The sequence below is a fragment of the Imperialibacter roseus genome (genome assembly GCF_032999765.1).
In the GTDB taxonomy this organism is placed as follows: Bacteria; Bacteroidota; Bacteroidia; order Cytophagales; family Cyclobacteriaceae; genus Imperialibacter; species Imperialibacter roseus.
Genome location: NZ_CP136051.1, coordinates 3,146,117 through 3,158,533, shown reverse-complemented (window position 1 = coordinate 3,158,533; position 12,417 = coordinate 3,146,117). Strand labels below are relative to the sequence as shown.

14 protein-coding genes are annotated in these 12,417 nt (G+C 47.6%); 8 read left to right on the top strand and 6 right to left on the bottom strand.

Annotated features, from left to right (window positions below):
* Entirely contained in the window at positions 1–1,218 is a 1,218-nt protein-coding gene (locus RT717_RS13050; RefSeq protein WP_317492182.1) for a DEAD/DEAH box helicase, read from the top strand.
* 2 nt (positions 1,219–1,220) lie between these two features.
* Here the strand turns inward: RT717_RS13050 and RT717_RS13045 are convergent, their stop codons facing one another.
* The gene (locus RT717_RS13045; RefSeq protein WP_317492180.1) at positions 1,221–1,604 is read right to left on the bottom strand and encodes a DUF3127 domain-containing protein; all 384 of its coding nucleotides are present in this window, start codon (positions 1,602–1,604) and stop codon (positions 1,221–1,223) included.
* A 331-nt stretch (positions 1,605–1,935) separates the two neighbouring features.
* Here RT717_RS13045 and RT717_RS13040 point away from each other — a divergent pair, with 331 nt between their 5' ends.
* From RT717_RS13040 to RT717_RS13020, 5 genes are all read left to right on the top strand, one after another.
* Positions 1,936–2,313, top strand: coding sequence for an arsenate reductase family protein (locus RT717_RS13040; RefSeq protein WP_317492179.1), 378 nt, complete (start codon positions 1,936–1,938; stop codon positions 2,311–2,313).
* A gap of 81 nt (positions 2,314–2,394) precedes the next feature.
* Positions 2,395–2,544 (top strand): hypothetical protein, encoded by a 150-nt coding sequence (locus tag RT717_RS13035; protein WP_317492178.1) that lies wholly within the window; start codon positions 2,395–2,397, stop codon positions 2,542–2,544.
* Between the two features lie 7 nt (positions 2,545–2,551).
* Positions 2,552–3,016, top strand: coding sequence for a DUF2452 domain-containing protein (locus RT717_RS13030; protein WP_317492177.1), 465 nt, complete (start codon positions 2,552–2,554; stop codon positions 3,014–3,016).
* Between the two features lie 139 nt (positions 3,017–3,155).
* Complete coding sequence (locus RT717_RS13025; RefSeq protein ID WP_317492176.1) at positions 3,156–3,962, top strand: hypothetical protein; 807 nt, start codon at positions 3,156–3,158, stop codon at positions 3,960–3,962.
* 47 nt (positions 3,963–4,009) lie between these two features.
* Complete coding sequence (locus RT717_RS13020; protein WP_317492175.1) at positions 4,010–4,687, top strand: DUF7255 family protein; 678 nt, start codon at positions 4,010–4,012, stop codon at positions 4,685–4,687.
* Here RT717_RS13020 and RT717_RS13015 read toward each other — a convergent pair.
* Positions 4,655–5,284, bottom strand: coding sequence for a deoxynucleoside kinase (locus RT717_RS13015; RefSeq protein WP_317492174.1), 630 nt, complete (start codon positions 5,282–5,284; stop codon positions 4,655–4,657). The two genes, RT717_RS13020 and RT717_RS13015, sit on opposite strands and share 33 nt — an antisense overlap.
* 102 nt (positions 5,285–5,386) lie before the next feature.
* Positions 5,387–6,346 (bottom strand): ROK family protein, encoded by a 960-nt coding sequence (locus tag RT717_RS13010; protein ID WP_317492173.1) that lies wholly within the window; start codon positions 6,344–6,346, stop codon positions 5,387–5,389.
* Between the two features lie 122 nt (positions 6,347–6,468).
* Here RT717_RS13010 and RT717_RS13005 point away from each other — a divergent pair, with 122 nt between their 5' ends.
* The gene (locus tag RT717_RS13005) at positions 6,469–7,437 is read left to right on the top strand and encodes a YheT family hydrolase (RefSeq protein WP_317492172.1); all 969 of its coding nucleotides are present in this window, start codon (positions 6,469–6,471) and stop codon (positions 7,435–7,437) included.
* Between the two features lie 94 nt (positions 7,438–7,531).
* Positions 7,532–7,960: a DUF2141 domain-containing protein gene (locus RT717_RS13000; RefSeq protein ID WP_317492171.1), complete on the top strand. Its 429-nt coding sequence runs from the start codon at positions 7,532–7,534 to the stop codon at positions 7,958–7,960.
* Between the two features lie 57 nt (positions 7,961–8,017).
* Here RT717_RS13000 and RT717_RS12995 read toward each other — a convergent pair whose 3' ends face one another.
* The 3 genes from RT717_RS12995 to RT717_RS12985 form a co-directional block, all read right to left on the bottom strand.
* A complete protein-coding gene (locus RT717_RS12995) occupies positions 8,018–8,938 on the bottom strand; it encodes a sugar phosphate isomerase/epimerase family protein (RefSeq protein ID WP_317492170.1) in 921 nt (306 codons plus the stop codon).
* Between the two features lie 100 nt (positions 8,939–9,038).
* On the bottom strand, positions 9,039–10,331 hold the full coding sequence (locus RT717_RS12990; RefSeq protein WP_317492169.1) for a Gfo/Idh/MocA family protein: 1,293 nt from the start codon (positions 10,329–10,331) through the stop codon (positions 9,039–9,041).
* A gap of 92 nt (positions 10,332–10,423) precedes the next feature.
* The gene (locus RT717_RS12985) at positions 10,424–12,274 is read right to left on the bottom strand and encodes a gamma-glutamyltransferase family protein (RefSeq protein WP_317492168.1); all 1,851 of its coding nucleotides are present in this window, start codon (positions 12,272–12,274) and stop codon (positions 10,424–10,426) included.
* Positions 12,275–12,417: the final 143 nt, after the last annotated feature.

Here is a 12,417-nt window from a genome sequence, read left to right as displayed (position 1 = left end):
GTGGATTTTAAAGAATTAGAGATTTCTCCTGAGCTCAAGGATGCTGTACAAGCGATGGGCTTTGAGAAAATGACTCCGGTACAGGAGCAAGCCATCCCTGTGATTTTATCTGGAAGAGATATCATTGCCTGCGCACAAACGGGAACTGGAAAGACGGGCGCCTACCTGATTCCGGTCATTAATGACAATCAGAAGAATGCTGACGGAAAGATCAAGACGCTGATATTGGCGCCGACAAGGGAACTAGCTATTCAGATCGATCAGCAGATAAATGGACTGAGCTACTTTGCGGGAGTGAGTTCGTTTGCTGTTTACGGTGGCTCTGACAGCTCGAGCTGGGATTCGCAGAAAAAGGCTTTGCAGGAAGGTGCCGATATTATTGTGGCTACGCCCGGCAGGATTATCACACACATGAGTTTTGACTATGCCGACTTCAGCAACCTCCGGCACCTGATCCTTGATGAGGCAGACAGGATGCTGGACATGGGTTTCATTGACGACCTGGTGAAGATCGTCAACATGCTTCCGGCTAAGCGCCAGAACCTGATGTTCTCTGCGACTATGCCTCCAAAGATCAGGACGCTCACGGCTCAAATGCTGAACAACCCTGTGGAGATAAGCATAGCTATTTCGAAGCCAGCTGAGAAGATATTTCAGGCCGCTTTCTCAGTCTACAATCCTCAGAAGAATTTGCTGCTTAGCCACATATTGGACGCCAGACAGCTGCCCCGGATTCTGATATTCTGCTCACGAAAAACCACTGTGAAAGAGCTGGACAGACAGCTGCGAAAAGACGGCAGAAAGGTGGAGTCGATTCACTCGGATCTTGAGCAAAATGAAAGGGAGTCGGGCCTGCTAAAATTCCGTAACAAGGAGATCAATATTCTTATTGCAACAGACGTGCTGAGCAGGGGTATTGACATAGAGAATATTAACCTTGTGATCAACTATGATGTGCCCCAGGATCCGGAGGATTACGTGCACAGAATTGGCCGGACAGCGAGGGCAGAAACGGATGGCATTGCGTTCACTCTGGTGAATGAAGATGACCAGAGAAAGTTCAGCCGAATAGAGAATCTTATTGGCAAGAGCATACGCATGGTGAAGCTTCCGTCATCGATAGGCGAGGGGCCGGTGTACGATGCCAAGCACCCTAAAAGTTCTCCAAGAGAAAGAGGTGGAGGAGGCGGGGGAGGCCGAAGGAAGGTAAGAAGATAACCTTAAAACGGAAGATCGTCGTCTTCTGATGAGGCACTCAGCCATTCCGGTTCTTCTGCTGGTGGGGGTGCCTCGCCCGAAGGAGAACTACCCGCTGAAGTCTGGGCACCGACTGGCAAAATCCTCCATGCCTGAAGCGAATTAAAGTACTTTACTTCGCCCTTCGGATCAGTCCATTTTCTGCCTTTCAAGTTAAAGTGTACTTCAATTTCCTGACCTGGCTGAAAGTCGTTGAGTAGGTCACACTTGTCCTGGATTAGCTCAAACTTAACGTACTCCGGATACTGAGGATTCTCCGCAAATTCCACAACAAATTCACGCTTTTTGAAAGAGGCTGTCACGTTAGTTGTTTCACTTTTCTCGAGAAGTTTTCCCTTGATATCCATAAGTTAGTCGTGTTTAGGCTTCAAAGGTAGCCACTATCTTCAATGAGGCCAATTTGAATCGAAAAAAATGAGCTTTGTCATTATGTCATATATTAAAGCTTAAACTACGTTGGGATAGTATAGTAATTTAGTAGCGAGTGAATTAGCAGTGGTTATTTCAAGTCATTTAGAGGATATCTTTTTTTGATTTTTACTTACTAATGCCCCTTTGAGGAGGTGACCTTTCTCTGATTGTTTGACTAAAATCATCAGTTTACGGGCGCTTTACTGATCTTCATCAAGGTTAATGATAGGGCCACCCTTTAACTTCGGTTTCTGAATTATATGAACAATGGCCATGATAGAGGGCGGATCCAGCGAGATGATTTTTGTGTACAATAGCAAGCGTGATCTTGACAAGCAGGCGCTTGCCTATATCAGTGTTTTTTCTGACAAAATTGTGAAGCTGGACGTTCAGTCTTCTGCGCTGGAGTATTCATTTCTAGCTGACCTGTCAGGCAGGCTTGGGGTGGGGTATCAGGACCTCGTCGATCATGACTGCGAGCAGCTGAAGAGCCAGGAATACTACCTGCACCTGAGCACCCCGAAGCAGTACATCGACCTGATCGTGAAGCACCCCGATTACCTAAAAACCCCGGTGTTGATTTATGGTGATAAGGCTCATTTTATCTCAAAGGAAACTGACCTTCTACAGCTTTCATTTCTCTGAACCTTTCTGAATCTTTTTGTCAAGTTGACTAACTTTGAACATTCAGTGTTGGAATGAAGTTAATCACAGCAAGAGGTAGGCATGAGTAAATCGAAGAAAATATTTCTGGTGGTGGCGGCTGTCTTTATGGTCATCATGATCATCATCGGTTGGGACATTTCGAGGCGGACGACCTTCCCAGGATCTAAGTCTCATCTCAGAAATGAAGTAGCTCCGGGTGATAATAAATAGCACAAAAATGGAAGCGGGAAAGAAGATTGATATCGACAAGATTGACATGGAAAAGGAGGCTGAGAAAGTTGCTGCCAATCCGGGAATTCTTGCCTATCCGCATCACGCCGGCAGTGCCCTGGTAAAGCCTGAAGACCGGGGCAAAATAAGGGGTAGATCGGTGGCTGCTATGTACGAGCAAACCGACCGGGAACTCAGCCAGATTTACGAGCAAATGCAGCTGCTTGCCAGGCAGGCAAAAGACATACAATCCAGGGTAGAAGTGTCGGAAAGAATCTACAAGGCTCAGGTTAGTTTTGAGCCCATCATCGGGAAGATTTACTATCTGTATTCCAGGGCCGATGGGGATGATGTGCTGTCGATGATTGCTCCGACGGAGTGGGGAAGAAGCAAGCCGTTTCAGCAATACCTTTCAAAGGTAAAACTCTTGAGCGATCACACCTGGGAAATTTTGGAGTCTCATGTTGGCTAGTTTTTTTCACTTGTTGTAGGTTGCTGTGATATGTTTGTTGTTGTATTGATGACCACCTTCAAGAGATGTTTTATGCCAGCCGGGGAGTTAATAAGTAGGCTGATGTTTGGATAACCGGGGTGGAAAAAGCAAATGAACTATGACCACCTTGTTTAGACTTTTTTTTGCTGCCTTTTGCTTGTGCATTTTTGTGATTATGATATCAGGTTGCGGACGCAATGATGACATGACCGTCAACTGCTCAGTGTCCGGCCCGGCAATAAGTGTGGAGTCCACGGCAGCCCCTACCTGCAGCACTCCGGGAACTGTTACCGTCGCTGTTTCTGGTGGAACAGATCCTGTCACCTTTAGCATCAATGGTCTCGATTTCCAATCAAGCAGTGAATTTAGCGGTCTCGCCCCCGGAACGTATACTTTGACTGTAATGGACGCCAACGAGTGTACAGCTACTACCTCGGTTGGGTTGGCAGTGAAGAATGATTTAACGCTAAGTTTTACAGCAAGTGTAGCTGGTTGTGAGGGCTCGGAAGGCTCAGTTGAGTTGTCGGCAACGGGCGGTAGCGGCACATACTTATACAGTATCGACGGTAAAAACTTCGTAGAGTCTTCGGTTTTTAGCGGCCTGGCAAACGGAGAGTATTCAGTCGCCGTGAAGGACGGTTTTTGTGAGTTTCACACCAAAGCTATTGTGCCGTCCGGTTTAAGTTTCGATACAGCAATTGCTACAATTATTAAAAATAAGTGCGCTGTAGATGGTTGCCATGTCACAGGAAGTCAGTTTCCGGACATGACGAGCTTTAAAGGCATACAGGACAACGCAAAGCAAATTGGGCTGAGAGTAGGAAACAGAGGAATGCCTCCCATGCAGGAGGGAATTGCTCAGCTGGAAGAAGATGAGATCAACAAGATTGTTTGCTGGGTGACAGATGGAGCCCCAAATAATTAGGTTTGAAAAAGTAACTAGTTTTGTGTTGATCAAGAACAAATCTGTGCATGTCTAATATCGTGTTAAGGAGAATAAAGGCGTTTTTAGAAGGTGAGAAACTCTCAACTGAGACAGAGGTACGATCTGGGAATCGGCAACGCCTGTGGAGAAGTGATTTTCGGCCACAAGTAGACGACATCTACAAAAAACTTGGAGGCCAACTTACTGGAGGTATTACTGAAATCGAAGTACCAGCTTACCCGATTGTGTTTGAAGGGAAGGTGATTGTTGGAAACGACGAGCTGGCCTACAACCGCTATGCCGCCGTTTGCCTCCGGGCGCCATTTTATTCAGACATCGAAGGATTTAACGTGGAGGCGTCTCTTCGACACTGCCGGCAGTTTGAAGTGGGTTGCAAGAAAGTTGGCCTTATTGCCGGTGTTTGGAGCAATTCCCTCAGCAACAAGCATTTTGGGGAGGCATCCGATCCAGGGGATTTTTTTGGAAACGGTAGCTCTGGCTGGAAAATGCTTGCTTTTCGGAACATGTTAAGAGACATGCTGGCCAAGCTGGAGGGGTATGAAGTTTTACACTTTTCTATTTACGACCAAATTATGTCAGGAGGGAAGCTGCTTACAGTAGGAGAGTTGATAAAATCTCCCTCAGGAGACCACTATGTGTCGTTCGTTAGGTATTTGAGAAGAAGGCTTGGCTTACCGGCTGTCGCCGCTGAAGAGCCCGTGTAATTCCAGGTCTATTTGGTTTACGACGTAAGAAAAATCCTCCACTTTCGATACGAAGTCCAGGTTGTTTACATCAATTACCAGTAGTTTGCCGAGTTTGTAGCTCCCAATCCAATCTTCGTAGTGTTGATTGAGGGTTTTTAGGTAATCTATCCTAATAGCATTCTCGAAAGACCTGCCTCTTTTCTCGATTTGTGAAACAAGCTTGCCAATGTCTGATTTCAGGTAAATTAACAAGTCTGGTGGTTGCACATAAGTGATCATTAGCTCAAAAAGCTTGAGATAGCTCTCATAGTCTCTTTCCGAAAAATGCCCTGAGCTATACAAGCTCTTAGCGAATATGTAAGCATCCTCGTATATGGTGCGGTCTTGAACAATAGACACCCTGGAGTCTCTTAATTCGTTAACCTGTTTGAAACGGCTGTTCAAAAAATGTATTTGGACATGAAATGCCCACCTCTTCATATCGCTGTAAAAATCCTCGAGGTAGGGGTTTTCCTCCACGCTTTCAAGCTGCACTTTCCAGTTGTAGTGCTTACCAAGCTTCTCAGCAAGGGTGGTCTTTCCGGCTCCGATATTTCCGGCTACTGCGATGTGCATTGGTGTCATATGCGTGCAAAAGTAAAGGGTTGGCAGGCACTCATAAAAACAAAAAGGCCGAAAATACTTCCGGCCCTTTTCTGTATGTGTAAGGATTCTTGTTTAAGGCGTTTCAAACTCTTTCCATACCAGTGCTGCTGCGCCGAGCACGGCCGCATTTTTATCCATAAGGCCAGATGGAATGAGTTTTAATTTATTTTTGAAGACAGGAAACATGTTTTTTTCCATGTGCTCCAGCGTTGGTTTGAAGATGTAGTCTCCAGCCTTTACCAGTCCTCCAAAAAGGAAAATGGCTTCGGGGCTGGTGTGCACCATGGTGTCGGCCAGTTTGATGCCGAGTATTCTGCCGGTGTACTCAAAGGCAGCAATGGCAATAGGATCCTTGCGCATAGCTGCCTGGGTAATGAACTCGGCGGTGAGATCATCGAAGGCAATAGCACGCAGTTCGCTTTTGTAGGTATAATCAGCCAGGAGCTTGAACACTGTGCGTTTGATACCGGTAGCAGACACATAGGTTTCGAGGCAGCCTTTTCTGCCACAGCCGCAGTATCGCCCGTTGGGGTTTACTATTACGTGGCCAAGCTCTCCGGCAAAGCCGTCGTGGCCATATACCAGCTGACCGTTAACAACGATGCCGCTTCCTAAACCTGTGCCTAACGTAATGACGATAAAGTCCTTCATCCCCTTTGCAGCTCCATACACCATTTCGCCAATAGCAGCAGCATTGGCGTCGTTGGTCATCACCATCGGGTACTTGAAGTATTTTTTGAAAATTTCACCGAAAGGGACAATAGTTCCCCAGCGGATGTTAGGTGCGTGTTCTATCGTTTGCTTATAATAGTTGGCGTTGGGAGCGCCAATGCCAACACCTTTTATGTCTACATCCGGGAAGTTTTTGAGGGCTCCCTGAATGCTTTCCTGAAGGTCTTTAAAGAACTCATTGACATCACCTTCGGCTCTTGTTGGGATCGATTTTTGAAAAAGGGTCTCTCCATCTTTGTCCACTAAACCAAACTTGGTGTTCGTACCGCCAATGTCAATACCGATGGCAATTTCTTTCATGAAAAGGGGTTGTTAGAGTTAAATTGCTAAGCAAATAGTTTTGAAAAATATGCAATGGAGGGTTCTTATAAAAACCTCTTCATGTATTTTTAAGCCGCAAACGATTTAGATGAGATAATTAGATGCCACTAATTTCCGAAAGTAGTTACAAGCGGCGACCGGCTTATCTTTTCAGCCCACATCTGGAGACTGTTGTGCCCTCTGTTTTCAGAAAGGTTGAAGGGGTAGCCTATGGAAGGGAAAAGGTGGAACTTGAGGACGGAGATTTCTTAAATGTAGACTGGTTGACGGGAGGTAACGACAAATTGGTAGTGTTGACTCACGGGCTCGAAGGCAGTAGTCACAGGCCCTATATTACCGGGATGGCAAAGTACTTCGCAGCCAACGGCTGGGATGCGCTGGCATGGAACTGCCGAACCTGTGGCGGTGAAATGAACAGACTGCCCAGGTTGTATCACCACGGGGCCACCGAGGATCTTTCGGCTGTGGTAGAGTACGGTTTGAAATCGGGCCGATACAGCAAAGTGGCGTTGATAGGATTCAGCATGGGAGGGAGCATGAGCCTGAAGTACCTGGGCGAAAGAGGGGCGCAGGTCAGGAAAGAGATAATAGGTGCTGCCACTTTTTCAGTTCCGTGCAATTTGTGGGACAGTGCTGTGCAACTCACCATGCGAAGCAATAGGTTTTATAAGGATCGTTTTCTCGATAAGCTTAAGATAAAAATGAAGGTGAAAGCATTGAGGCATCCGGAGGTGGTAGATGCCACAGGTATCGACCTCATCACGACCTTCGATGAGTTTGATGATAGATACACCGCACCTCTGCATGGTTTTAGCAGCCGGGATGATTTTTATCTGAAAGCCACTTCTGACCAATTTTACCCTGAGTTGAAAAGGCCTTCCCTGGTGGCCAATGCCCTTAATGACCCGATGCTGGGTGACAAATGCTACCCTTACGAAATGGCAAGAGAGAGCGACTACTTGTATTTAGAAACCCCAAAAGTTGGCGGACATGTTGGGTTTACCCAGACGGGTGGCGAAATTTACTGGGCTGAAAAGAGGGCGTTGGAGTTTTTGGAAGGTATCAGGTAATTGATATAATGCGGAGTAAATCATGGCCGATCACGCTAGAGCAACTGGACAGTTGTGGAGTTATGTCAAAGTTCATTTTATGTAAATAGCCTTTATGTTGCGATTGTTGTTTGCAATGACCTTTCCAGTTATCGTTGGCTCAGTCGAATTGTCGGCCCAGAATTGCAAAATTACTGTTTCAGGGCTGAGGAATGACAAGGGCCAGGTTACCATGTATGTTTTCGATAACGCTATCGGCTTTCCAGAAGAAAGGGAGAGAGCGAGTCAGGTGGTTTCTGAAACGATAAGCAATAAGGAGTCAGTCTTTGTGCTGCAGGTAACCCCAGGAGACTATGCAGTCACTTTCCTGCACGACGAGAACCTCGATGGCGAGATGCAGTATTCATGGATAGGTATGCCGACTGAGGGCTTTGGGTTCTCCAACGACCCAAGGGTAAAACTTTCTGCGCCGAGTTTTGATGCTTGCAGGTTTCGAGTGACAAAGGATGGCTGTGCCCTGACGGTGAAGGCAAAGTACTTCTAGACGAAAAAATGACAACCACTCTGGCTGTCATTTCTCAGTTACTACGGAAGCCGTGGGTTACAGCGCAATGATTTTATCCATCAATTCGCTGATTTGTTGCAGCCGTTTTCTGTCGCCGCCGTTCACTTCGGCACTCATCCAACCGCCTTTGTAATCGATAGATTCCAATGCCCGCATGACGGTCGGCCAGTTGTTGTCTCCTTCCAGCAGCTCCACGTCGAAGCCTTTCCATATGCCTTCATCACTCTGCTTTTTCCGGCTGTATTCTTTTACGTCCAGCTTCATAATGCGGCGATTCAGCACTTTGATCCACTGCTCAGGCCAGCCATAACGTACCACGTTGCCAATGTCGAAATACCATCCTACCATTGGGTCGTTCAGCTCGTCAATAAAGCGGGCGGCTTCTATTGGGCTTAGCAGGAAGTTATTCCAGACATTTTCGATGGCAATCTTCACACCTGTTTCATGCGCCCATGGAATCATCTTTCTGATCTCATCCTGGGAGCGGCGGTAAGCATCGTCGTAGCTGATTTCGCTATTGACTACGCCTGCCACAAGCAGTACCGTGGTGCCGCCGTAGTCTTTGCAATCTTGCAAGGCAGTTTTCATCGAATCGGCACATGCTTGTCTAACTTTGGGATCGGCATGGGAGAGAGGGCTTTTCCAGTGAACAGAATTGACAACGCCGGGAATTACCAGTCCGGTTTTGTCTCTGGCAGCAAGCACTTGTTTCTTGTCAAGGTCGTTGGGACTGTCCAGCTCCACACCGTCATAGCCAAGGTCTTTCAGCATCTTGAATTTGTCCATGATGGACAGGTCTTCCTTTACCATGCCCCACTTAAGGCTCTTTTTGATGCTGACTTTTGCCAGGGTTTCTTTTTCAGGTGATGCAGACAGAGGGCTGATGGCTCCTGAACCCAGAATAGCTGCAGAAGCAATCGCTCCGGTAGATTTCTTGATAAATTCTTTTCTGTTCATAGTATTTGGATAGGTGGGGTGTTGCGGAAAAAGAGAAACCTCCGAGGCTTGCCTTGCCTGAAACAGGCAAGAGACAAACCCCGGAGGTTTTAGGTATTAGTTATGAAAACTGTGTGATGCCGGGCTGTGCCACTGGTGCATCTTCCCACTTGGTGTCTTCGTCCACAGTATCGGGGCCCAGCTTTTCCTGAGAGTTCCAGGCTTGTTCATAGGTGATGGTTTGGCCTGTGTAGGCAGCCATTCTGCCCATGATGCCTAACATAGTGCTCTGCACCATGCGCTTGCCGTCGTTGACAGGCTTACCTGCTCTGATAGCGGCAAATAGTTCGTCATGCTCCTGCTGGTACATGTCGTTGTCCTCTCCATCGTATTTCCATGTTTCCTTACCGGTAATGGTATGGCGGTTGCGGATACAGTTAACCATGGCTGTACCTTCCGTGCCGATTGATTCCACGGCGTAGCTGTTGCTGCAGTTCTTCTGTTGACGGCTGAAATGGAAGCCTCTTGCTCCGTTATCGTACTCGTAAACAAGGGCAAAGTGGTCGTAAACATTGCCAAATTCAGGCTCAACCCTGCTTTGACGCCCACCCGTGCCAGTCACGCTGGCTGGCAGCACATCCCCCAATGCCCACGACTGCATATCCACACTGTGGATGGCTTGCTCGATAAGGTGATCTCCTGAAATCCAAGTGTGATACAACCAGTTTCTCATATCCTTGCGCAGCTTGGACCACCCTGGTTGGGTGTCACGAAGCCACAGCGCCCCGGTATTGTATGTGTTGTAAACCGTAGTTACTTCGCCAATCGCACCGTCCAGTATTTTCTGGAAGGTGGCTCTTTTCGGAGTATGGTATCTCCAGCAGAAGCCCGACATAATATTGAGTTTCTTTTGCTCGGCTACCCTTACTGCCTCCATCACTCTTCTGGCGCCGGGCGCATCTACGGCCATGGGCTTTTCGCAGAAAATATGCTTGCCCGCATTGACAGCCTTCTCGAAATGCTCGGGACGGAAATACGGAGGAGTTGTAAGTATGACCACATCTATGTCTTTGGCATTGATGATCTTATCAGCACCATCAAACCCAAGGTACCTTCTTGATTTGTCCACCTTCATTTTATCGGGATGGATTTTAGTCAGGTTAGCGTGCGACTCGGTCAGCCGGTCATCAAACAGGTCGGCCATAGCCACCAGCACCACGTTGTCATCAGCTGCCAAAGCCTGGTTGGCAGCACCAGTGCCACGACCGCCGCATCCGATAAGGCCAACTCTCAGTGTTTTTGTATCCAGCGGGTTGCCAAAGGCAGGCACTCTACTGAAAAAGGGCAGGGCAGAAGCAGCTGCCAGGGTTCCGGTATTCCGAAGGAAATCCCTTCTTGTTCTTTTATTGTCCATCTGTTTAATGGGTGTTTATTGATTATACATTTGTTTTACTAATATAGTCATTACTCTTCTGAAGTGGTTATGATTAGGCCGGAAAGTGCAACTCACCACCCAATCCCATAATCCTCTCCATAATTGCTTGAGCCGCCCCAGAAGCTGCCATGTTTCCAGTCGAAGTAGATGGCGTTAATAGGCCCGGAGCTGCGGTCGTCAAATCGCAGTTTGTACCCCATTCTTATGAGCTCTTTTTGTACCCAGGGTGGTGTGTCGTTTCTCAACAAAAGGGAGCCCGGAATGCTCTCATGGTTACCAAAGGAGCTACTCACCTGGTAGCTGTTAATATTGGCGGCTTCAACAGCTTCCTGAATAGTCATGTCGAATTCCACCACATTAAGGAACATCTGCAGCAGGTTCTGATCCTGCGTGTCTCCACCCTGCACGGCAAATGAAAGGAATGGCTTGCCCTCTTTCAATGCCATAGAAGGAGTGAGGGTAACTTTAGGTCGCTTGCCGGGCGCCACCACATTGAAAGGGCCTTCTTCTTCATTCAGCACAAAGCTTTGCATGCGCTGACTCAGACCAATACCAGTATTGCCTGCAATACAGGCTGGAATCCACCCACCACTTGGCGTGACCGACACTACCCAGCCGTCTTTGTCGGCTGTTTGCACAGAAGTGGTGCCAGCCAGAAAGCCTCTCATGAAATCTTCATATGAATCGGGTGCGGAGAGTGAGGCCTGACTTTTTTGCTTCAGCAGCTCGCTGTAGGGGTTCACTTTGCCTTCAAAAGGGTAGGGATCACCAGGGCCAATTTTAGCATCGTTCATTTCCCAGTTGATCTGCTTCACACGCTCTTTGGCATATTCTTTCGAAAGAATCCCTTTCATGGGCTCTTCGGGGCCAAAGTAAGGGTCGCCGTAGTAGAAGTCACGATCAGAAAATGCCATGCTCATGACCTGATACAAGGTGTGGATGTATTTGGACGAGTTGTAGCCCATCGCTTTCAGGTCAAAGTTCTCCAGCATATTGAGCGACTGCAATAAGGCAGGCCCCTGTGTCCACTGGGAAAGCTTGTACACGTCAATGCCCTTGTAGTTGACCATCATAGGCTCTTCGATCTTCACTTCCCAGTTGGCGAGGTCTTGTTCGGTAATCAATCCGCCCTGTTCCTGTGTGCCCCGGGCAATTTCTTTGGCAATGTCGCCTTTGTAGAAACGATCATAGGCGGCATAAATAGCCTCTTTACGACTTTTCTTCTTTTTAAGGGCAGCCTGCTCAGTTTCCACTAATTTGGTGAGCATAGCCAGCAGGTCTTTCTGAACGAAGATTTCTCCGGCCTCAGGTGCTTCTCTTTCTTCGCCGGGGTGGGTGAGGAACACTTTGGTGGAATACGGCCATTTTTTGATTTCACTCTTACCCCGTTCAATAGCGTTGGCAGTTTGAGCCTCAATAGGGTAGCCCGCTGCCAGCTCCATGGCGGGGGCTAGCACCTCTTTCAGGCTCATGGTGCCATATTCAGCCAGCATCACCATAATGCCACCGGGGGTGCCCGGAGTAACGGCTGCCAGAGGCCCGTATTCGGGAATGTAGTCTAAACCTTTTCCTTTGAAATATTCCGGAGTTGCACCGGTAGGGGCTACGCCCAGCGCATTGATGGCGATTACTTTTTTGGTGTTGGGGTTGTAGATCATGGCCTGGGTTTCACCACCCCAACTGAGCACGTCCCACATCGTGCTGGTAGCTGCAATCATAGCACAGGCTGCGTCTACGGCGTTACCACCTTTCTGGAAAGTCATGGCTCCGGCTGTGGCGGCCAATGGTTTGCCGGTAATGGCCATCCAGTTTTTCCCGTGGAGAGGAGGCTTTTGTGTGGGTGGTGTATAGGCATTAAATACCTGTGCACTAACACTGAAAGTAAATGTGTACGCCAACAAAGCAAATAGAACCCTTTTCATAGCTTCAGAGATTTGACTCAATGTAGCTATTCTTCTGATTAAATGCAGACAGAATTATTTGGGTGGAAATAAGAACTCTTGGGTGTAGAATAAAAATATTAAAGCAACAAATAGGATTTTAATAAATAATAGCGACATTTAGG